This is a genomic window from Methylobacterium sp. V23, assembly GCF_002917135.1.
Taxonomy (GTDB): Bacteria; Pseudomonadota; Alphaproteobacteria; order Rhizobiales; family Beijerinckiaceae; genus Methylobacterium.
On sequence record NZ_PDHT01000009.1, the window covers coordinates 160,643 to 182,613 of the forward strand.

The 21,971-nt window shown below is 67.0% G+C and carries 17 protein-coding genes; 7 read left to right on the forward strand and 10 right to left on the reverse strand.

Translation table 11 applies throughout. From position 1 onward, the window contains the following. Positions 1 to 72 precede the first annotated feature (72 nt). Positions 73 to 975, reverse strand: coding sequence for a LysR family transcriptional regulator (locus tag CRT23_RS11105; RefSeq protein ID WP_103709711.1), 903 nt, complete (start codon positions 973 to 975; stop codon positions 73 to 75). Positions 976 to 1,099: 124 nt separating this feature from the next. Between CRT23_RS11105 and CRT23_RS11110 the strand changes: the two genes are divergently transcribed. Beyond that, on the forward strand, positions 1,100 to 1,501 hold the full coding sequence (locus tag CRT23_RS11110; RefSeq protein ID WP_103709712.1) for a DoxX family protein: 402 nt from the start codon (positions 1,100 to 1,102) through the stop codon (positions 1,499 to 1,501). 149 nt (positions 1,502 to 1,650) lie between these two features. Then, positions 1,651 to 2,685: an Atu2307/SP_0267 family LLM class monooxygenase gene (locus CRT23_RS11115; protein WP_103709713.1), complete on the forward strand. Its 1,035-nt coding sequence runs from the start codon at positions 1,651 to 1,653 to the stop codon at positions 2,683 to 2,685. Between the two features lie 162 nt (positions 2,686 to 2,847). Here the strand turns inward: CRT23_RS11115 and CRT23_RS11120 are convergent, their stop codons facing one another. After that, positions 2,848 to 3,660, reverse strand: coding sequence for a methyltransferase domain-containing protein (locus CRT23_RS11120; RefSeq protein ID WP_103709714.1), 813 nt, complete (start codon positions 3,658 to 3,660; stop codon positions 2,848 to 2,850). A 71-nt stretch (positions 3,661 to 3,731) separates the two neighbouring features. Here CRT23_RS11120 and trmD point away from each other — a divergent pair, with 71 nt between their 5' ends. Further along, positions 3,732 to 4,433 (forward strand): tRNA (guanosine(37)-N1)-methyltransferase TrmD, encoded by a 702-nt coding sequence (trmD, locus tag CRT23_RS11125; RefSeq protein WP_103709715.1) that lies wholly within the window; start codon positions 3,732 to 3,734, stop codon positions 4,431 to 4,433. Between the two features lie 125 nt (positions 4,434 to 4,558). On the opposite strand, the gene CRT23_RS11130 is transcribed toward trmD, so the two are convergent. Next, positions 4,559 to 7,714, reverse strand: coding sequence for an autotransporter domain-containing protein (locus CRT23_RS11130; protein ID WP_103709716.1), 3,156 nt, complete (start codon positions 7,712 to 7,714; stop codon positions 4,559 to 4,561). Between the two features lie 505 nt (positions 7,715 to 8,219). Here CRT23_RS11130 and CRT23_RS11135 point away from each other — a divergent pair. The 3 genes from CRT23_RS11135 to mtnA all read left to right on the forward strand — a co-directional run bounded on the left by CRT23_RS11135 (position 8,220) and on the right by mtnA (position 12,316). Further along, on the forward strand, positions 8,220 to 9,398 hold the full coding sequence (locus CRT23_RS11135) for a phosphoserine transaminase (RefSeq protein ID WP_103709717.1): 1,179 nt from the start codon (positions 8,220 to 8,222) through the stop codon (positions 9,396 to 9,398). Between the two features lie 108 nt (positions 9,399 to 9,506). After that, positions 9,507 to 11,099 carry a phosphoglycerate dehydrogenase gene (gene serA, locus CRT23_RS11140; protein ID WP_103709718.1) on the forward strand — a complete coding sequence of 531 codons (1,593 nt, stop codon included), beginning with the start codon at positions 9,507 to 9,509 and terminating at the stop codon, positions 11,097 to 11,099. 119 nt (positions 11,100 to 11,218) lie between these two features. Beyond that, positions 11,219 to 12,316, forward strand: coding sequence for an S-methyl-5-thioribose-1-phosphate isomerase (gene mtnA, locus CRT23_RS11145; protein WP_103709719.1), 1,098 nt, complete (start codon positions 11,219 to 11,221; stop codon positions 12,314 to 12,316). A gap of 4 nt (positions 12,317 to 12,320) precedes the next feature. Here the strand turns inward: mtnA and CRT23_RS11150 are convergent, their stop codons facing one another. From CRT23_RS11150 to CRT23_RS11170, 5 genes are all read right to left on the reverse strand, one after another. Next, the gene (locus tag CRT23_RS11150; RefSeq protein WP_103709720.1) at positions 12,321 to 13,316 is read right to left on the reverse strand and encodes a MaoC family dehydratase; all 996 of its coding nucleotides are present in this window, start codon (positions 13,314 to 13,316) and stop codon (positions 12,321 to 12,323) included. Between the two features lie 85 nt (positions 13,317 to 13,401). Beyond that, complete coding sequence (ychF, locus tag CRT23_RS11155; protein ID WP_103709721.1) at positions 13,402 to 14,499, reverse strand: redox-regulated ATPase YchF; 1,098 nt, start codon at positions 14,497 to 14,499, stop codon at positions 13,402 to 13,404. Positions 14,500 to 14,566: 67 nt separating this feature from the next. Beyond that, positions 14,567 to 15,175 carry an aminoacyl-tRNA hydrolase gene (gene pth / locus CRT23_RS11160; protein ID WP_103709722.1) on the reverse strand — a complete coding sequence of 203 codons (609 nt, stop codon included), beginning with the start codon at positions 15,173 to 15,175 and terminating at the stop codon, positions 14,567 to 14,569. A gap of 125 nt (positions 15,176 to 15,300) precedes the next feature. Continuing rightward, the gene (locus CRT23_RS11165; protein WP_103709723.1) at positions 15,301 to 15,993 is read right to left on the reverse strand and encodes a 50S ribosomal protein L25/general stress protein Ctc; all 693 of its coding nucleotides are present in this window, start codon (positions 15,991 to 15,993) and stop codon (positions 15,301 to 15,303) included. 441 nt (positions 15,994 to 16,434) lie between these two features. Then, positions 16,435 to 16,662: a hypothetical protein gene (locus tag CRT23_RS11170; RefSeq protein ID WP_103709724.1), complete on the reverse strand. Its 228-nt coding sequence runs from the start codon at positions 16,660 to 16,662 to the stop codon at positions 16,435 to 16,437. A 637-nt stretch (positions 16,663 to 17,299) separates the two neighbouring features. Between CRT23_RS11170 and CRT23_RS11175 the strand changes: the two genes are divergently transcribed. Continuing rightward, positions 17,300 to 17,827, forward strand: coding sequence for a TIGR02281 family clan AA aspartic protease (locus CRT23_RS11175; RefSeq protein ID WP_103709725.1), 528 nt, complete (start codon positions 17,300 to 17,302; stop codon positions 17,825 to 17,827). Between the two features lie 98 nt (positions 17,828 to 17,925). Here the strand turns inward: CRT23_RS11175 and mutS are convergent, their stop codons facing one another. Further along, a complete protein-coding gene (gene mutS, locus CRT23_RS11180) occupies positions 17,926 to 20,580 on the reverse strand; it encodes a DNA mismatch repair protein MutS (RefSeq protein ID WP_245436139.1) in 2,655 nt (884 codons plus the stop codon). 259 nt (positions 20,581 to 20,839) lie between these two features. Next, positions 20,840 to 21,133: a hypothetical protein gene (locus CRT23_RS11185; RefSeq protein WP_082513260.1), complete on the reverse strand. Its 294-nt coding sequence runs from the start codon at positions 21,131 to 21,133 to the stop codon at positions 20,840 to 20,842. Positions 21,134 to 21,971 lie beyond the last annotated feature (838 nt).

Genomic DNA, 21,971 nt, shown 5'->3' on the forward strand with positions numbered 1-21,971 from the left:
TGCGGATCATCGACAGCGATCTCGGCATTGATCGCCGGCATGGCCGCGGACGCGACCTGGCCGCCCCCCGGATCAGGGGCGCGGGGCGGCGTCGCGCAGCTGGCCGATGAGCCAGCGGCCGGCCGGTCCCGGCGGACGCTCCATCGGGTAGACCGCCCACATCGGCAGCAGCAGGCCGCCCTTCGGCAGGGCGGCGACGTCGAGGCGCACGAGCTGGCCGTTCGCGAGATCCTCGGCCACCACGTCCAGGGGCATGCCGCCCCAGCCGAGGCCGGAGCGCAGGAAGGCGTGCTTCGATCCGAGATCGGCGAGGCGCCAAGTGCGCGGCGAGAACACACCGAATTCCCGCCCCTTGGTCAGGTCGCTGCGATCGGTCAGCACGAGCTGGACATGCTCGGCGAGGTCGGCGGTGGCGATCGGGCCGGGCCGGCCGGCGAGCGGGTGGTCGGGCGCCGCCACCATCACGAGTTCGATCTGCCGCAGGGGCTCGCGGGCGAGCTCGGGGGGCAGCAGGGGCGTCGCGCCCGCCACCGCGAAGGCGCAGCGACCGTCGAGGACCGGCGCGATGACCGCCCCCAGGGTCTCGACCTGGATGCGCAGGGGCGTCGCCGGGAAGGCCGGCTGGAAGGCCGCCACCGCCCGCGTCACCACCTGGATCGGAAACAGTACGTCGAGGACGATGCTCACCTCCGGCTCGAGCCCGCCGGCGAGGTCGCGCGCCTGGGCCTTGAAGGTCTCGGCGGCCGCCACGGTGGCGCGCGCATGGGCCAGGAGCACGCGCCCAGACTCCGTCAGCACCGGGTAGCGGCTGGAGCGGTCGAACAGCTTCACCCCCGACTGCGCCTCGAGGTTGGCCAGGGACTGGCTCACCAGGGACTGCGCCCGTCCGAGCTTGCGCCCGGCGGCGGAGAAGCTGCCGGTGTCCACGGCGGCCACGAAGGTGCGGAGCTGATCGAGGGTGAGCTGGTCGAGCATCCATCTGTCCAGGTGATGGGACACATCGAAAGATATAGGCTTCGCTGGGGGAAGGAAGCCACCTAGATCGTTGCCCACAGCCGAGCCGCCCCGGCCCTGGCGAACGCAGACCCGGATGACGTCCATGTCCATGACCCTGACCGCCTCTCCCGCCCCCTCGCGCGCCCGCACCGTCTCCGCCTGGTCGCTGCAGATCCTGCTCGCCCTGGTCTTCCTGGCGGCCGGCGGCGCCAAGCTCGCCGGCGTGCCGATGATGGTGCAGGTCTACGACCTCATCGGCGTCGGCCAGTGGTTCCGGATCGTCACCGGCCTCGTGGAAGTCGGCGGCGCCATCGCCCTGCTGATCCCGGGCTATGCCGGCCTCGCCTCCCTCTGGCTCGCCGGCACCATGGTGGGCGCCATGATCGCCCACCTGGTCGTCCTGCCCACGCCCGCCGCCCTGGCCGTCGTGCTCCTCGTCCTGACCGCGACCCTGGCCTGGCTGCGCCGGGACCAGACCCTCTCGCTCCTCGGCCGGCGTCGCTGATCGGCCCAGCCCCCGCCGACGGGGTGGCGATCGCCGGGCCTTCGGGGCCGGGCGACGCCACCCCGGCCCGTCATACGCCTTCGCCTCCCCAAGACTTCGCCGCCCCAAAACTTCGCCTCCCCAAGCCTTCGCCCCGGAAAGACCCCGTCATGGACATCGGCATCGACAGCTTCGCCGTCACCCTCCCCGATCCGAAGACGGGCCGTACCCTCTCGGCCGCCGAGCGCATGGAGCGCCTGCTCGACGAGGTCGAGGTGGCCGACCGCTCCGGCCTCGACGTGTTCGGCATCGGCGAGCATCACCGGGCGGAGTTCCTCGATGCCGCCCCCGCGGTCATCCTGGCGGCCGCGGCGGCCCGCACCCGCCGCATCCGCCTGACCAGCGCCGTCACCGTGCTGAGCGCGGCCGATCCGGTCCGGGTCTTCCAGGATTTCGCCACCCTCGACCTGATCGCCAAGGGCCGGGCCGAGATCGTGGTCGGACGCGGCTCCTTCGGCGAGGCGTATCCGCTCTTCGGCTTCGCGGCCGAGGATTACGATGCCCTCTTCGTCGAGAAGCTGGAGCTGCTGCTGGCCCTGCGGGCGCAGACCCACGTCACCTGGCGGGGCCGCTTCCGCCCGCCGCTGACCGGCCAGGGCGTCTATCCGCGCCCGTACCAGGACCGGCTCCCGATCTGGGTCGGGGTGGGCGGAACACCCGCCTCCTTCGCCCGGGCCGGCACCCTCGGCCTGCCGCTGATGGTCGCGATCATCGGCGGCAGCTTCGCGCGCTTCCGTCCCCTGGTGGAGCTCTATCGCGAGGCCGGGCGCCGGGCCGGGCATGCCCCCGAGACCCTGAAGGTCGGCGTCCATGCCATCGGCTTCGTCGCCGACACCGACCGCGCGGCCCGGGAGGCGTTCTATCCGGGCTGGGCCCAGATGTTCGGCAAGATCGGGGCGGAGCGCGGCTGGCCGAGCACGGGCCTGGCGGAGCAGTTCGCCGCGATGTGCGCGCCCGACGGGTCCTACCTCATCGGCGCGCCGGAGACGGTCGCGGCGAAGGTGCAGGCGGCCGAGGCTGCCCTCGGCGGCCTGTCCCGCCTCACCTTCCAGATGAGCTCGGCGATGCAGGAGCCGGAGGCCATGCAGCGGTCGATCGCCCTGCTGGGCACCGCGGTGATGCCCCGGCTGAAGGCGGCCGGCTGATCCGATTCGCGGATTCCGGATCTCGGATCACCGGTCGTTCAGCGTCCTGCTGCGGGTCCGATCGAGAGCGGTTCGGGGGTGGCACGCGAGCCCGCCCCCAGGGAAGGACGGGATCGACGGCGTGAGCGAGATTCAGGCAGGCGGCGGGCAGAGCCCCCTCGCTCACGGCCCGCGCTTGGCAGCGCCCTGTTTCCCGAGCCGGGTGGTCTCGTCCCGGCAGGGACGGATCGCAGCCGGATTCGGCCGGTCGGCGGCCGCGGGCGCCTCGTAGATCGCGAGGTAGCCGACGCCGCCCTCCAGCACCGAGAGCCCGGTCTGGCGATAGCCCGCGGCCGTGAGTTCGCAGGCGAGCAGCGCCGGCGGCGTCCCGTGCCGCGAGGGCACGTCGTCGGCGTCAACGATCCCGACCTTGCCGCCCGGCTTCATCATCGGCGCCAGGTTGTGGAGCAGGCCAAAGGGCTGGGCGATCTCGTGGTACATGTGGACCAGCACGGCAGCGTCGAGGGAGGCCGGCGGCAGGCGCGGATCGTGCGGCTCGCCGCGCACCACCGTGACGTTGGTGAGCGCGCTCTTGGCGATGCGCGTCTCCAGGCCGGCCAGGTAGCGGGGCGTCACGTCCTCGGCGTAGACGTGCCCCTGGGGGCCGACCCGCTCGGCCAGGCGCACCGTGTAGTAGCCGCTGCCCGCGCCGATATCGGCGACGCTCTGGCCGGCCGCGATGCCCATCAGCCGCATCACCTGCCCGACCTCGTCGACCGAATCGCGCTGCGCCTCGGAGGCCCAGAGCGGCGCGATGATCTCGGCCACCGGCCGGTCGGGCTTCGGGAACGCCGAGGCGGGCGCCCCGGCCGGGGCCAGCGGCTCGGCCGCGCGGACGGGCCGCAACAGGACGAACCCCGTCAGGGCCAGCGCCAGCGTGACGGTCCGGACGAGGGTGACCAGGATCCGGGGACGGAGCGAGCGGGAAGCAGCCATGAAGGGTTAACCCGCCGCCGCCGGATCGGTGCCACGTTGACCCGGTGCGTCTCCGCGCGCCAGTAAGCACCATGACTGCCAGCCCCTGGAACGCCACCGTCCTCACCCTCTATCCGGAGATGTTTCCGGGGCCGCTCGGGGTCTCCCTGTCGGGGGATGCGCTGGCGCGGGGCACCTGGAGCCTGGACGCCCGCGACATCCGCGAGCACGGCCTCGGCCGCCACCGGGCGGTGGACGACACCCCGGCCGGGGGCGGCGCCGGCATGGTGCTGCGCTGCGACGTCCTCGCCGCCGCCATCGACGCCGCCGGCGCGCCGGACGATGCCCGGCCCCGGCTCCTGATGAGCCCGCGCGGTCGGCCGCTGACGCAGGCCCGGGTCCGGGCGCTGAGCGAGGGGCCCGGCGTGCTCGTCGTCTGCGGCCGCTTCGAGGGCGTGGACGAGCGCGTGATCGCCGGGCGCGGCCTCGAGGAGGTGTCGATCGGCGACTACATCCTCTCCGGCGGCGAGATCGCCGCCCTGGTGGTGCTCGATGCCTGCGTGCGCCTGCTGCCGGGCGTGATGGGCAAGGTCGCCTCCGGCGTCGAGGAGAGCTTCGAGACCGGCCATCTCGAATACCCCCACTACACCCGCCCCCGGGACTGGGAGGGCCGCGTGATCCCGGAGGTCCTCACCGGCGGCAACCACGGCGCCATCGCGGCCTGGCGCCGGGCCGAGGCCCTGCGCCTCACCCGGGAGCGCCGCCCGGACCTGCTGCGGTCCCGCGCGGATTGATTCGGGCACCAGACACGAACCCAGGGACCGGAGCCGCGTCCGATCCCTCCGATGTCCGGTCGATCAAGCCGCGCGGGACCGAACCCGCGCGCCGTGGCGGCCTTCGCCTCCCTCGCTGCATAGGATCAGAAGCGCCAGGTCAGGTTCCCCTTGACCGCTTGGTCCTGCGCATGGCTGCCGGTCTGGCCCGTATAGGCGATGCCCAGGCTGGCATTCTGAGCCACCGCGAGATCGAGGCCGACCTGCGCCACCAGCGCGTCCCGGTCGATCGGCACGCCCGCGCTCACGAAGGACGGGCCGGTGCCGAACTGCAGCAGGGCCGTCGGCACCACGTCCCCGAAGGCCCGGCGGTAACCGACCAGCGCCCGCAGCGTCAGCGGAAGACCGAGGCCCGGCGCAAGGCTCGCCTGTCCACGCACGCCCACCGTAGCGGCACCGACGCCATGATCCGACGCCGCGCCCGCCAGGGCGGCCGCACCGCCGGTTTCCGCGATGGCATCCCGGCGGATGGCGACGTAGGAGCCCCCCGCGAAGGGCTCCAGATACGTCGCCGGCGGCTGTACCGCCGCGGGGGCCATGCCGTCCTTGGACACCAGTCCCGCCGTCGCAGACGTTCCGAGCGGGATCGTCCAGCCGATCTCGCCGAAGCCCTGCACCGTGTGGCCGCCGCCGTGGCCGTTTAGCGTGTTCGACAGGCCGGACAGCAGCGTCCGCTCGGTGCGCGCATCGGTGGCGGCGTAGACCGCGCCGAGGCGCAGGGACAGCGCGCCGACCGCGTAGCCGCCGTAGACGCCGCCGAAGCCGCTCTTAAGCGTTGCGCGTTCCGCGAGGCCGGTCCTGTCGGCCCGGGCGGCGCTGTCGAGCGTGGCCTCCGTGTAGCCGCCGACGAGGCCCAGGCGCAGTCCGCTCGGCAGTTGCAGGTCCGCCCCGGTCGCGAAGCCGGCGATCTGTCGATTGAGGTCGAAGGCGTTCCCGTTTCCGTCGGCGGTGCCGAACGATCCGAACGCCTGCCCCCAGAGGGCGAAGACCTGCGGGTCGAGGGTGCGCATCGGAACGCTCGCCACCGCCGACGGGCGCCCCGGCAGGTCGGACGAATAGGCCGCCGGCAGGCTGCCGTAATCCAGGCCGGTGCCCGGGCTGCCCCAGCGCAGGCGGTCGAGGATGGCCTCGCGCACGAAGAAGGCGGTCTCGTAGGCGGTGGACACGGTGCTGGCATGGATGTCGCCGGCAAGGATCCGGAAGCCGTTCGCAGCGTCCGAGGCGGTGAACGCCACCGCGGCATCGTAGATCCGGCCCGTCCCGGCGGCCTGGATGGCGTTGGCCGTCGCGATGCCGTTGCGGGCGGTGGCGCTGGCCGCGAAGGGCACGTCGTTGCGCGTGAGCGTCAGGGCCACGTCCGACTGGCCGTAGCGAAGGCTGGGGTTCAGGAAGGCGAGGTTGGCGGTCACGCCGGCGAACCGACCCGAAACGCCCGCGGCGGCGGAGAGGATCGTGTAGGTGGTGCGCGGGTTGTAGGCCCCGGAGGCGGCCAGCACCTGGACGGTGCCGCCCGACAGAGTCGCCTGACCGCCGGCGGTGATCCGGTCCGACTGTCCCGCGGCGTTGGCCTCGATCTTGTAGGTCGAGCCGTTGGCGAAGGCGACGCCGCCGGAGACGGTCAGCGCGCCGATGGAATTGCCCGGCGCCACCGTGCCGCCCGACTGCGCCGTCAGGCCCCCGATCGTCCCCGTGCCACCGAGGCTGGCGCCGGACCCGACCGTGACCGGTGCATTCGCGAACGAACCGGTGATCGCGAGCCCACCGCCCGAGACCGCGATGGGGCCGGAGAGGTTGCCGCTGCCGGTGAGGTTCAGGCGACCGCCATTGATCTTGGTCAGGCTGCCGCTGCCGTTGATGGTGTTGGCCATGGCGGCATCATCGGCCTGATCCAGGACGAGCGCCCCGTTATCCGTGATCGCGCCCGCACCGAAGGCCCGGGCATGACCCACCAGGGTGCCGCCCAGGATGCTGGTTCCCCCCGCATAGGTGTTGGTGCCGCTGAGAACGAGGGTGCCGGTGCCGTCCTTGGTCAGCGAGCCGGCGCCGCCGATGTCGTTGGCCCAGGTGTCGTAGGCCGAGAATCCTCCCTTGGCCGCGTCCATGACGACCCGGACATCGCCGGCGAAGGCCCCGTACCCGTCGGCGGCGGCATAGAGGTTCAGCCGGGCCCACCCGCTGCCGTCGTCGAGGGGCTGGCCCGAGGCGAGCTCCGTCGTGGCGAGCACGTCGCGGCGCTGGTCGGCGCGCAGATATGGAAAGCGGCTGGCGATCAGCACCTCGGCCCCGGTCGGTACGACGGGCGCAAGGTTGGTCGGGCCGACCGGGCTTAGGCCATAGGTCAGGGTTCGGGTGTAGAGCGCCCTGTTTCTCGCCTTGTCGCTGTACGCGTTCGGGTTTTGGGCCGCGCAGTCCGCCACACTGAGTCCGCACTGCGCCTGGATGTAGTCGTGCAGCGCGGTGGAGGACCGGGCGACCTGCCCCGCGAAATCCTCGCCGGGCAGTACGTAGCCCGGTGTGTTGTTCAGGAGCTTCGCCGTCTCCTCGAAAGCGAGGATCCGTCCGCCGATGACGTCGAGGGCATAGTGCACACCCAGAACCAAGCGGCTGTTCTGGAACTCGGCAGCTTTCGCCAACGAACGCTGGTAGAGTTCCGGCGCCATCGCCGCGTAGAGAAGGGCGTTGGTGTTGGCGGCGGTGGAGTGTCCGCTGGGAAAGGCGGCGGAATTGCCGCTCTGCGCCTGGCCGTAGCGCGGGTCGAGCCTGATCTGGTCGCTGACCTGGAAAGGCCGCGGATTGCCCTGGGAATTGGGCACCCCTGGCTGGGTCAGCCCGAAGACGGTGCCGTAGGTGTTGATCTGTCCGAAGTAAAGTTTGAGCGCGATGCTGTCACCGCCGACGCGGCCGTTGGCGGTCTTCGAGATGAAGTCGAGCGCGTTGCCGATGGGAGTCGGGCTACCGCTCGGGATCGCTTCGAGGATGTTAAACGCTTTCGTCCCGAAGAAGTTCAGATCGTAGCTGCTGGCGTAGATCACCGCCTTGTCGAAGCGGGCCGGACTTGCGCTGCGATTGATCTCGATCGTTTGCTGCAGGCTTTCCAAATAGGTCGTCCGCGGAAGGCTCAAGAACCCGTTCAGCAGGGCGGCCCCCTCTTTCTGGGGAAGTGTCGTGAGGCTCTGTGCCTGAGCGGTATTGAGGGACGCGGCCAGCACAAGCGCGGACACGCCGGACATGCGGATGAGCATCTGGATCTCTCACGGCAGCCACCGACCCCAGAATGGTGAGGGGATCATCTGGCGGATAGGTCAATTCAACGACCGGAATTTATTCAATTGTTACTGGATCTATATTTGTATTTATTTCCTATAGATCAGTTTTTGGCGTAATGACCGGCCATGAAAGACAGATGACGATTTGAAGATAGGCTCACGTCGAGACGAAGCGTTGCATCTTTGCAGCGGCGCGGTCCGTGACCGTCCGGACCGTTGGCGGAGTGCGACGGCTCGGCGTCTCCTCGGTCACGTCGAGCGGCCCGGTCTCGACCGGGGCGCGAGGGTCCGTGGCAGCGCCATCGATTGGGGAGGCCGCGACGCCGGCTCGCTGCCCGGGCCCGCGTGTGGACCCTGGAGGGCCTCGGCTCGGGTGCGGTCCGATCCCCGGCGGCACGGCGACCGCTTGCGTCCCGTGCGGCGCGGGTCCATTGGCGTCTTCGGGCCACTCCTCCCCAACGAGGAGCTCTCATCTGGAAGGATGACGCACGTGACCAACCGACCCGCCACGCGCCCCCGCGTGCCGAATTTCTCGTCCGGCCCCTGCACCAAGCGTCCGGGCTGGAGCCTCGCGGCCCTGGCCGACGCGCCGCTGGGCCGCTCGCATCGCTCGGCCATCGGCAAGGCGAAGCTGAAGGAGGCCATCGACCTCACCCGCAGCGTCCTGCAGGTGCCGGAGGATTACCAAATCGGCATCGTGCCGGCTTCCGACACCGGCGCCGTCGAGATGGCGATGTGGTCGATGCTGGGCCCGAAGACCGTCGAGGTCGTGGCCTGGGAGGCCTTCGGCCTCGAATGGGTCACCGACGCCCTCAAGGAACTCAAGATCGCGCCGCGGGTGCATGTCGGCGCCTACGGCGTCCTGCCCGATCTCTCGGCCGTCGACACGCGGCACAACGACGTGATCTTCACCTGGAACGGCACCGCCGCCGGCGTCCGCGTGCCGAACGGCGACTGGATCGCCGCCGACCGCGCGGGCGTCACCATCTGCGACGCCACCTCGGCCGCCTTCGCGATGCCCCTCGACTGGGCGAAGCTCGATGTCGTCACCTTCTCCTGGCAGAAGGTCATGGGCGGCGAGGCCGCACACGGCATGATCGTGCTCTCGCCCCGCGCCGTGGCCCGAATCGAATCGAACGTCCCGGCCTGGCCGGTCCCGAAGGTCTTCCGCCTCGCCAAGGACGGCAAGCTGATCGAGGGCATCTTCAAGGGCGACACCATCAACACGCCCTCGATGCTGGCGGTCGAGGATTACCTCGACACCCTGAAATGGGCCGCGCGCATCGGCGGCCTGCCGGCGCTGCACGCCCGGGCCGACGCCAACGCCAAGGTCATCCACGACTGGGTGGCGCGCACCCCCTGGATCGGCCACCTCGCCGCCGATGCCGGCACCTACAGCAACACCGGCGTCTGCCTCGTCATCACCGACCCGGACATCCTCGCGATGGGCGACGCCGTGGTCGGCGCCGTCGCCAAGGGGATCGCCGACACCCTGGACCGCGAGGGCATCGCCTTCGATATCGGGGCCTACCGGGACGCCCCGGCCGGCCTCAGGATCTGGTGCGGCGGCACGGTCGAGTCCTCGGATCTCGAGGCCCTGACCCCGTGGCTCGACTGGGCCTTCGCATCTGAGAAGGCGAAACTCGCCCGGGCCGCCTGACACCCGCGCGACCTCGACGTCACCCGCGTCGTATACCGAGCGCATGACGGAGCCGCTGTCCGGCTCCGTCATGCGTCGGTTCTCCCCCCACCCGAGCCGGACGCCGACATGCCCGCGCCCAAGGTGCTCATCTCCGACGCCCTCTCCGACGCGGCCGTGCAGCGCCTGCGCGACCGCGGCCTCGACGTCGATTTCCGGCCGGAGCTTGGCCGCGATCGTGACGCCTGCGCCGCCTTGATCGGCGCCTATGACGGTCTGGCGATCCGCTCCACCACCAAGGTCACGGCCAAATTGCTGGCGCAGGCCCCCCGCCTGAAGGTGGTCGGTCGCGCCGGAATCGGGATCGACAACGTCGACGTGGCGGCGGCCACCGCCCGCGGCGTCGTCGTGATGAATACGCCCTTCGGCAACGCGATCACCACCGCCGAGCACGCCATCGCGATGATGTTCGCCCTCGCGCGGCAGATCCCCCGGGCCGACGCCTCGACCCAGGCCGGCCGTTGGGAGAAGGCCCGCTTCATGGGGACGGAGCTCACGGGCAAGACCCTGGGGATCATCGGCTGCGGCAACGTCGGTGCCGTCGTCGCAGACCGGGCGATCGGCCTCAAGCTCAAGGTGATCGCCTACGATCCCTACCTGACGCCGGAGCGCGCCGCCGAGATCGGCGTCGAGAAGCTCGAACTCGACGCGCTTCTCGCCCGGGCCGACCTCATCAGCCTGCACGTTCCCCTGACCGAGCGGACCCGGAACATCCTCTCGGCCGACGCCCTGGGACAGACGAAGCCCGGTGTCCGCATCATCAACTGTGCCCGCGGCGGCCTCGTCGACGAGGTCGCCCTGCGCGCGGCGCTCGAGTCCGGCCGGGTCGCGGGCGCCGCCTTCGACGTGTTCGCGACCGAGCCGGCCTACCAGAACCCGCTCTTCGGCCATCCGAACGTGGTGTGCACGCCCCATCTCGGCGCCTCGACGAACGAGGCACAGGCGAACGTCGCCCTGCAGATCGCCGAGCAGATGGCCGACTACCTACTGAGCGGCGCCGTCGTGAACGCCGTCAACATGCCGTCCATCTCGGCCGACGAGGCGCCGCGCCTGATGCCCTTCGTGCACCTGGCCGAGAACCTCGGCTCGTTCCTGGGCCAACTTACCGATGCGCCGATCCGCGGCATCCGGGTGACGTATGAAGGCGCGGTCGCGGAAATGAATATCCGCGCACTCACGGCGGCTGCCGTCACCGGTGTGCTCAGTCCGGTCCTCTCGGGGATCAATATGGTCTCCGCTCCGGCGGTGGCGCGCGAGCGCGGCATCCTGGTCGAGGAGGTCACCCGCGCCGGTGCGACGTCCGATTTCGAATCGGTGATCCGCATCACCGTCGAGGCCGAGGACATGCCGCGCGATGCCGCCGGAACAGTGTTCCACGACGGCAAGCCGCGCATGATCGAGATCCGCTCCATCCCGATCGACGCCGCCTTCGCGGAGCACATGCTGTACGTGCGCAACCACGACCAGCCGGGCTTCATCGGACGCTTCGGCGGCGTACTCGGCGCGGCCGGCGTCAACGTGGCGACCGTCGCCCTCGGACGCGACGGGAAGGGCGGCAATGCCATCTGCTTCTGCGCCGTCGACGCGCCGGTCTCCCAGGAGGTTCTGGCGAGCATCGCCGCAATCCCGCAGGTGAAGCGCGTGCGGCCCCTCCGATTCTGAGATTTTCGCGATCGCGACAGATCGGGCCGCACGCTGGCCTACCGAGGGCATTCTGACGTAAACGCCGTCCGACGAAGAGGCCTCGCGGCCTCGGCCCCGCCAGCACCCGGATCCGCCCCATGAAGATCGACGGCAAGCCCTACCGCACCATCTTCCCCGCCGAGGATGGTGCCTCCGTGGCGGTGATCGACCAGACCCGCCTGCCCTTCGCCTTCGAGCTGAAGACACTGTCGACCCTGGACGACGCCGCGGTGGCGATCCGTACTATGGTGGTTCGCGGAGCGCCGCTGATCGGGGTCACGGCCGCCTACGGGCTCGCCCTTGGCCTGCGGGCGGATGCCTCCGAAGCCGGGCTCGACCGGGCTGTGGCGACGCTCGCCGCCACACGGCCGACCGCGATCAACCTCCGTTGGGCTCTGGACCGGGTGGCCGCCAAGCTCCGGACGGTGCCGGAGGCCGAGCGCGCGGCCTTCGCCTACGCGGAGTCCGGCCGCGTCGCCGAGGAAGATGTGGAGAGCTGCCACGCCATCGGCGTCCACGGCGCGCAGATCCTCAGCGACCTGCATCGTCTGAAGAAGCGCACCATCAACGTACTGACTCATTGCAACGCAGGCTGGCTCGCCACGGTGGATTGGGGAACGGCTCTGGCGCCGATCTACGTGGCCCACGATGCCGGCGTGCCTGTCCACGTCTTCGTGGACGAGACCCGCCCCCGGAACCAGGGTGCCGCCCTGACCGCGTTCGAACTCAAGGCCCACGGCGTCCCGCACACCGTCATCGCAGACAATGCTGGCGGCCACCTCATGCAGCACGGCGCCATCGACGTCTGCATCGTCGGCTCGGATCGCACCACGGCCTCGGGTGACGTCTGCAACAAGATCGGCACCTACCTGAAAGCGCTGGCCGCCAGCGACAATCGGGTGCCGTTCTATGCCGCCCTGCCTTTCTCGACGATCGATTGGACCCTCGACGACGGCGTGCGCGAGATCCCGATCGAGGAGCGCGACGGCCGCGAGGTCACGCATCTCACCGGGCGCCTGGCGGACGGCGGCTTCGCCACCGTCGAGGTCGTTTCGCCAGGTAGTCCGGTGGCAAATCCGGCCTTCGATGTGACGCCAGCCCGCCTCGTCACTGGTATTATCACCGAGCGTGGCGTCGCCGCGGCCGATGCCGAGGGGCTTCTCAGCCTCTACCCGGAGCGGCGCAAAGCCGCCTGACGCGTCAGGCGCCGGGCGCCCATTGCCAGAACACCGAGCCGGTGAAGGCGAAGACCTTCTCGCCGCGCTGGTTCAGACCGGTGTTCTGGTGGGTTGCGAGGCCCCAGCCGGGGCGCGACGCGGTCTCGCGCTTGTCGATCAGGGTGCAGCTGTATCGGATCGTGTCGCCGGCATAGACCGGTGCCAGCCAACGCATATCGCGAAAGCCCGGCGATGGACCGAGTTGCGGGACCGGACCGGTCTTCGCCGTATGGGCGAGGTCGCGGGCGCGGGTGATGTGGAGCCGCTTCATCCAACCAGCGGCAGTGTGCCAGCCGGACGCGCAGAGCGCCCCGAAATGGGTCTGGCGGGCGGCTTCGGGATCGAGATGGAACGCCTGCGGATCGTAGGCTCGGGCAAAAGCCATGACGGTCTCAGGCGTGAACTGGTGGCCGCCGAGGTCGCGCACCGCTCCGATGGGAGCCGCTTCGAGGAAGTGGAGCTGCTCGGCGTCGTGGGGCTCCTTGGGCGGTGGCGCGTCCGCCGGAACTACGATCCGCGGCGGCAGAGACGCTGCACCGCGGCGCGGAAACATCACCGTAAAGATCTGGGTCAGCACGCTCTCACCATCCCCGTTCAAGACGGTCATGGCGAAACCGACGAAGCCGCGATCCGGCTTAGTGTTCGAGGCCCGGCAGGTATCGACCCGGACCGAGATGCTCAAACGGTCGCCCGGTAGGACCGGCCGGAGCCAGCGCAGCTCGTTGATTCCCGGCGACCCCATCGAGGTGGCACCGCGGAAGACGTGTTGCTGCAGGAGGCGCATCCCGAAGCCGGCGGTCTGCCAGCCGGAGCCAATCAGCTGACCGACGAAGGTCGTCTTCGCGGCCTCCGGGTCGAGGTGGAACGGCTGTGGGTCGAATTCACGCGCGAAGGCGATGATCTCGGCTTCCGTCACCGTCACCGGGCCACCTTCGATCACCGTACCGGGCGTAAAGTCCTCGAAGGCGATGCCGGTCATCCGGGTCCTTTCAGGCACTGGGGTTCAACGAGCCGGAGGGACGGTCCGGCGCTGCGAGAGCAACGCCGCACCGACCCATGTCGGATCAGTTGGCGAAGCGGAAATGCAGCACGTCGCCGTCCTGCACCACGTACTCCTTACCCTCGAGACGGAACTTGCCAGCCTCCTTAGCGCCGGCCTCGCCCTTCAGGCTCGTGTAATCGTGGAAGGCGATGGTCTCGGCGCGGATGAAGCCCTTCTCAAAGTCCGTGTGGATCACGCCGGCGGCGGCGGGCGCCCGCGTCCCCTTCTCAATGGTCCAGGCGCGCGCTTCCTTGGGACCGACCGTGAAATAGGTGATGAGGCCGAGGAGTTCGTATCCGGCGCGGATGACGCGGTTCAGTCCAGGCTCGGCGAGGCCAACAGCCTCCAGGAAATCGCCCTGGTCGCCCAGGGGCATCACGGCGATTTCGCTCTCGATCTTGGCGGAGACCACCACGGCCTTGGCGCCCTCCGCCTTGGCGCGGTCCATCACGGTGTCCGAGTAGGCGTTGCCCTTGTCGGCATCGCCCTCGTCGACGTTGCAGACGTAAAGCACCGGTTTCGCCGTCATCAGGCCGAGGCTCTGAAACAGACGCTCCTCGTCGGGCTTGCGCTGCACCAAGCGCGCAGGCTTGCCCTCGCGCAGCAGCGGCAAGGCGCGCTGGACGAGGTCGAGGATTTCTTTGGCCTCCTTGTCGGCGCCCTTGGCCTTTTTCTCTAGGGCGATGACGCGCTTCTCGAGGCTATCGAGGTCGGCGAGCATCAGCTCGGTCTCGATCGTTTCGATGTCGGCGGCCGGGTCGACCTTACCCTCAACATGGGTCACATCACCGTCGGTGAAGCAGCGCACCACGTGCGCGATGGCATCCACCTCCCGGATATTGGCGAGGAACTGGTTCCCAAGACCCTCGCCCTTCGAAGCGCCGCGCACGAGACCGGCAATATCCACGAAGGTGAGCCGGGTCGGAATAATTTCCTTCGATGCAGCGATTTTGGCGAGATCGTCCAGGCGCGGATCCGGCACCGCCACCTCGCCGACATTCGGCTCGATGGTGCAGAACGGGTAGTTCGCCGCCTGCGCGGCCGCTGTCTGCGTCAGTGCATTGAAGAGAGTTGACTTGCCAACATTCGGCAGGCCGACGATGCCGCATTTGAAGCCCATGGGTCACCTGTCTGTTCGCGGGTCTGCGCAAAGCCTGCCCGCGTGAAATCCGATGTCACCGCCGCGGTCAATCGCGCGCGTTGACTTGCTTGACGTCATCCCAGCCGCGCCCTGCCATGGCCAGGTGGACCTTGTTCTGGAAGCTCGCATCTTCGCCGATCGCCAACAGGGGCGCATAGTCGGCGATGGCGCGGCACAGATCGTCGACCCAGCCCTCTTCACCTTTGCCAAAGTCGTTCAGCACATAAGCGTGAACCAGGGCTTTGTCCCCCGGATGCCCGATGCCAAGGCGAACCCGACGATAATCGTTGCCGCATTGCGTCGTGATCGAGCGAAGGCCGTTATGACCGGCATTGCCGCCTCCCGACTTCACACGCAGCTTGGCTGGGGCGAGATCGAGTTCGTCGTGCAACACGATTACGTCGGACAATGCGATTTTGTAGAAGCGCTGCGCTTCCTGCACCGCACGCCCAGATTCATTCATGAAAGTCTGCGGCTTCAGCAGGATAGCCCGTTCGGTACCGAGAGCCACCTCGGTGATCTCCCCCTGGAATTTGCGACGCCACGGCCCAGCGCGACGCACGCGCGCAATCTCGTCGACGGCGAGGAAACCGATATTGTGGCGGTTCTTGGCATAGCGGGAGCCGGGATTGCCGAGGCCGACGATCAGGCGCATGGCGCGAAACGATCCAGACAGGATTTTTATGGGGCCGCCGAGCGCGGTCCTGAAAACGGAGATGCCCCAGCCTGATGGCCGGGGCACCCGAAGGTTTGAGCTGAGACGGGGCTTGCGCCCCGGCCTCAATCCTCCTTCTTCTCGTCCTCGCCGGCTTCCTCGGAAGCCTCTTCCTCGGCCTTCTCCTCGGCGGCCTCAGCGGACTGCGCCTCGGCAATCGCGGCCTCTTCGGCTTCGACCTCGGCGCCGAGCACGGTCGGCGGCACGATGTTAGCGACGGTTGCGTCGGGCTCACCCGTGAAGGTGGAGCCGGACGGAAGCTTCACGTCGGTAATGTGAATCGCATCCCCGATCTCGCGACCGGTGAGGTCGATCTCGATCGCATCCGGGATCGCGTCGGGCGCAACCTCGAGGGCAAGGGTGTGAAGCACGACATTGAGCGTGCCGCCCTTCTGCTTGATGCCGGGGGCCGCATCCTCGTTCAGGAAATGCACCGGGACCTCGACCGTGATCGACTGGCCGGCGACGACCCGCAGGAAGTCGACGTGGATTGGCACGCCGGACACCGGATCCAGGTGGAAGTCGCGCGGAATCGCCCGGGTCTTCTTGCCACCGGCATTGATCTCGAAAAGGGTGGTCTTGAAGCCACCGGCGTAGATCAAGGTACGGACACGGACGAGGTCGATGGCGATGGACTGCGGCGCCTGACCGCCTCCGTAGATGACGGCGGGAACTTGACCCTGGCGACGAACGGCCCGGGCGGCCCCCTTGCCGACCCGGTCGCGTGCCACGGCCTCAAGCGTCTTGACTGCGCTCATGGCGTGATCCTTTTAAAAATGAGAACGCCGGGGAAACGCGAAAGGCCGTCCAAAACGGACGGCCCAACCCCGATCCCCGAAGCGCCCGTGCCTCCAAGGGTGTCTGGCGGGCGCTGGAGCGGCCTATACCTGCAAGTCCCGCGCGGCGCAACCGAAGCGTCGACCGGACCCTGTCAATTCGGGTTGAGCGAACCACCCCACGCTGATCGCACCCCGAGCGGCATTGTAGATCGATGGCGGAGAGACGATGTCCCAGCATAGAGTTCTGCAAGACCGGCCTGGAGCTCGAGGAGACTGTCTTACCTATCGAAGTTATTCAGAACGGATAGGCCCAGAGAGCTTGAGATGTAAGCCACAATGCACTGACGAAAATGCTCCAATGGGAGATGTCCCATTGGAGCGAGGTTGGAGAAACGCTGTTCTGATGCACGGTACATCCGTTTAGCGAACGGATGCGTCGACAGTCTCGGCAACGACCCGCCGGGTGGTAGGCGCGCGAGGGGTCAGGGAGGGCGTCGTCGTCAGTTCCGACGCGGGACGCACGGTAGCCATTGCGCGGGCCTGCTCGCGATACAGCGGTGGGGTGAGGAATGTGCGATCATCCGCCATCGCCGTATTAGCCAGGCTCGCCGTCGTGAGCATAGCGAGAATGAAGGTGCGAGTGGTCATTCCGTCTATCCTTTTTATCCGGGACACATGCCCCGTTCGGTCACTGGAATATGTTTGCACTGCACCATCGTTCAAACAAATGCTTTCAATAACCGATATTGATCAGGTCAATGTGCCCTAGGGGGCAATACGACGTGGCTCTTCGCCGGGCGAGCAGATCGAAATGTCAGTCCGCGTTATCGATGGTGATGGTTGCAGACAAGGCGCCCACTATTGTCGCCCTGTGGCAGTATATGGCCTCCGCTCGAACGCCCACCACGGCAAATCTTGATAGTAGGAGTATCAGGATCTGTTGGAGGTCCAACTCGACGCGGAAGCTTAGTGCATTCGGCCGACCTTACTGCTAGACGCGGGTCGTTAGTTTCTGCAGGACGCATAGCCATTTTGCAGGGCGGCACAGGCAACATGTGCTGACTAAATTGTCGACATTTGGCGAAAGATCTTTGATCCGCCGTCTCTGCCTTCCGGGGATGAAGCAAGCGAGGCGGAGAAGCGCTACCTTATCGCTTGAACCGACAGCGATTTCGAAACCATGAACCTTGGTCACAGTCGATCACCCGGAGATTCCTGACCTCCCGCCGATGGCTCGTTTACCTTGGTCGCCTTAAATTTCCGCATCGACAAAGGAAGGGGTGTGATGACGCGACCGATCGTATGGGCGCTCGGGGTGACGGCAGCGGCCGCGATCTGGGGCATCGGGCTAGCGGAGAGATTTCAACGTCCGGCCGCGGAGAACGCGACCATCGCCACGCAGCTGGGTGAGCGCGCGGTGACCCCAGTCGTGCGGAGCGGCCAGAGTACCCTAACCCTCTTTGCGGACGCGCAGGGACATTACTCCACAGATGCGGTGATCGATGGCAAGCGTCTGCACATGTTGATCGATACCGGTGCGACAGCCTGCGCCTTCACCTACGAAGACGCGGAGCGCGCAGGCCTGCGGGTCGGCGAACGCGATTTCCGCGTACCGATCCAGACTGCCAACGGCACGATCTTAGCGGCGTTGGTGCGCATACCGGAAATACGGATTGGCACCATCACTGTTCAGGGCGTCAACGGCATGGTCATGCCTCGCGGACGCCTGTCCACCAGCCTCCTTGGCATGTCCTTTCTGAAGCGCTTGAACGAGTTCAATATGAGTAGCGGCCGGCTCACCCTCCGTGGGTGACTTTGCTGACGGTCTCGATCCAGGCCCAGGTCTCGAGGGGCGGAACCCGCCCGTGAGCGGGTTCGACGGCGCTTCACTAAGAGCCACCCAAGACACTCTTAATGCCTCTGGCCGCCAACTGCCTTGAGCTTGTACAGGGCCTCTAACGCCTCCCGTGGTGTCAGCGCATCCGGATCGATTGCTTCGAGGGCGATGCGCAGGGCATCGTCGGGCGCCTTGGCGAAGGGCTCCGTTATTTGCGGCGGCGCTAGATTGGCAAAGAGCGGCAGGTCGTCAATGCGGGGCCGAGCGGGTCGGTCGCGCTCGGCTTTCTCGAGATGCTTCAGGATCGAACCCGCGCGGGCGATGACGCCGGCCGGAAGACCTGCGAGCCGAGCCACCTGTAACCCGTAGGAGCGCTCAGCCACACCCGGCACCACTTCATGCAGGAACACGACCTCTCCCTTGTGCTCGGCCACCCGGAGGGTCGCGTTGTCGAGATGGGAAAGGCGCTGTCCGAGGGCCGTGAGTTCATGAAAGTGGGTCGCGAACAAAGCGCGGCAGCCGTTCTGCTCGTGTAGGTACTCCAGGCAGGCCCAGGCGATGGAGAGACCATCGAAGGTGGCGGTGCCGCGGCCGATCTCGTCCAAGATCACCAGGGAGCGACGGGACGCCTGATTTAGGATGGCCGCGGTTTCGACCATCTCAACCATAAAAGTCGATTGCCCACGTGCGAGGTCGTCAGCCGCACCGACACGGGAGAACAGCCGGTCAACGACGCCGAGGCGTGCGCGGGCCGCCGGCACAAACGCGCCGATCTGCGCCAGAACGGCAATCAGCGCGTTCTGACGCAGAAAGGTCGATTTGCCACCCATATTGGGACCCGTCACGAGACGGATGCGTCCACGCCCCTCCCCCGACAGATCACAATCGTTGGCAATGAACGGAGCGCCGGCGCGGAGGAGTGCGGCTTCCACCACCGGATGGCGTCCTCCCTCCACCATGAAGGCGTAGCTTTCGTCGACCAGAGGTCGGCGCCAATCGCGCTCGACTGCGAGTTCGGCGTGCGAGGTGGCCACATCGAGTCTTGCAAGCGCATCGGCCACTTCCGCAATGGCGGTGGCCTGCATCAGGACTTGCCGCGCGAGGGCATCGAAGACAGCGCTTTCCAGGGCCAAGGCCCGATCGGACGCACCCGAGATCCGGCTTTCGAGCTGGCCGAGTTCGACACTAGTAAAGCGCATCGCATCCACCATCGTCTGACGATGGATGAAGGTTTCACGCATCACGCCCTTCAGACAGGCCTCGCCTACCCCTTGCGGTACCTCAATGTAGTAGCCGAGCATGTTGTTGTGCTTAATCCGCAGTGTGCGACAGCCAGTCTCCTCCGCGTAGCGCGCTTGCAGAGCGGCAATGACCTTTCGGGAGTCCTGACCAAGCAAACGGCTTTCGTCGATCTCGGGGTCGTAACCCGCACGTACGAAACCACCGTCCTGACGCTTCAGGGGGAGATCGTCGGCCAAGGCCGCGCGGAGTTCCACGACCAAGGCACGGTCTACGCCAGCGAGGCACGTCGCCACGGTCGCGAGATCTTCCGGTAGCAGCTCCAGGCTTCCGCATCGGTCGGAGAGATCCTGCGCCGCGTCCAAACCATCGCGAAGAGCCGCGAGATCCCGCGGGCCGCCCCGCTCGAGCGCAAGGCGTGAGAGGGCCCGGGCAAGGTCTGGCGCTCTTGCAAGATTGTCGCGGAAGGCGGTTCGGGTCGTCGCGTCATCCACCAAGAATTCCACTGCCGCGTGTCGATGACGGATGGCGTCGAGATTGGTCAGAGGGCCGGCGAGGTGTTCCGCAAGGAGACGAGCCCCACCCGCAGAAACGGTCCGATCAATGGCATCCAGCAAGCTTCCCTTACGCTCGCCCGCCAGCGTTCGGGTCAGTTCGAGGTTGGCGCGTGTGGATGCATCGATGGAGAGTGTTGCGGCAGAACTCTCCCGAGTCGGCGGCGAAAGCGTCGGTCGCGCACCGATCTGGGTGCGTTCGATGTAGAGCAGCGCCGCCCCCGCGGCCGCGATCTCAGCCCGCCCAAACTGGCCGAAACCCTCCAAAGTCGAGACGCCGAATTGCAGCTTGATCCGTCGTTCGGCGGCGGACGGTTCGAGCTCCGCCTGCGCCAATGGCGTTACGGGGGCGGAACATTCTCGCCACAACCTGGCGAGCGCCGGATCGGTGTGAATGGTTTCCGACAGCACGATCTCGCGCGGCTCGTGCCGGGCGATTGCGGAGCCCAGTTCGCCTGACGCCACTTCACTTAACGAGAAGCGACCCGTTGAGATGTCAACCGCTGCAAGACCGTAGACGAACACAGCTTCCCCAACCTTGCGGCGGGCGATTGCCAGCAGGATGTTGGCACGGGTTGGGTCGAGGAGCCGATCCTCGGTGATTGTGCCGGGCGTGACAAGCCGGACCACTTCGCGCCGGACGACAGATTTCGGACCCCGCTTCTTCGCGTCGGCCGGATCTTCCGTCTGCGCACAGACTGCAACTCGATGACCAAGGGCGATAAGACGACTGAGGTAATCGTCAGCGCGATCCACTGGCACGCCGCACATGGGGATGTCGGCTCCCCCATGTTTACCCCGCTTGGTGAGCACGATGCCCAGAGCGCGAGATGCGATCTCCGCATCCTCAAAAAACAGCTCGTAAAAATCGCCCATCCGATAGAACAGTAGGCAATCGGTGTTGGCGGCCTTGATCTCGATATACTGTGCCATCATCGGCGTGGCACCGGCCGTTTCGAGGACGGCCGCACTGGTGGAGTAATCCGAAGGGGAGGAGCCGGTCTTGGCGACGGAACGGGCGATGCGCTGTGACATGAGTCCAGCTTAGCAGACTGACCTCCAGAGAAGCAGCACGGGGACGCGTCTCGCCTGGGGAGAAGCCCAAAGCCTCCAAGGACGGAGCATCAGAGAAGGGCTGACGTCCGTGGAACGTCAGCCCTTCAAGCATACCAGCTGTCTCGGTTGAAGCCGACGATCAGTAACGAGGACCGCCCGATGTGTTACCCTTCTGCTGCTGATAGCCAGGCTGCGAAGGATTACGGGAATTGGGATCGCTCATCATCCGCGAGCGCGGCATGCGGTGCATACGGCGGTGATGACGGTGATGGCGCATACCGTGGTGGTGACGGCGAAAGGCCACCTGATCGACAACCTGATCACCAGCAACCGCAACGGCAGGTGCCGGCATCACGGGAGCAGCCGACGCAGACGTCAGTCCGATGGCGCCAAGCAGGGTGCTGGCGGCCAGAGCGATCGCAAGTTTCGTCATGAATTCCATCTTCCGTTGACACGCCTGTTGCGCATGCAGCCAACAAATCCTGCGAGATGGATTCGTTCCCATCGCTGGGTCTCTGCAGCCACTCTTTTTCAGAGATCTGTCGCGATGGGCAAATACAAGGGAGACCGCGTGCTGAAATGCCGAGCGATCAGCCTTCGGCGCGGATCTTTTCGACCGTAGAACCTCAGCGCTTCATGGTAAGTGACCAATGTTCGGAAACAACCAATGGTAGACGCATTGATCGTTTGCGCTGCTAACGATATCAAGGAACATCGAGGCGCCATTAGAGCAACGTCAGCAACGATGTTTCACACATTTCTCCGGCTGAACGCTCAGCTGAAAAATTGGTCAAGGTAGGAGCAGGCGGTGTCTTGGACAGTTCATTGGAGCGAAGCAGTCGAAACCGGTTTATCCGAGGAGGATATCACACCCCACGTCTACCTTGCTCTTCGAGGTGAGGAGGAGGCACTGCAGGTAGCCCGCGAGTTTTTGGATAAAGGTTTGATCGTCTGGTCTATCCGTCGGGATCACGGGATCCTCGAAATGGATAGACACCGCATTTTCCATTATTTTAATCCGCTGACTTCCTAGAGTGTTGGATCGGAGGCCTGGACCTTCGATCCGCCCTGATCCATCGAAGATAGTACGTTCTACGGTCAACATGAGATACTGGTAGCAGGTGATCGCGAAGAACCGTCGCGCTTCACTTTGCGGACCAAAAAGCGACGTTAGAAGGCGTTGGTGCGGCGGGTGATTTCGGCCAGGACGGTGCGTAGGAGGATCTGGAGGTCGAGGCGCAGGCTCTGGTTCTCGATGTACCAGAGGTCGA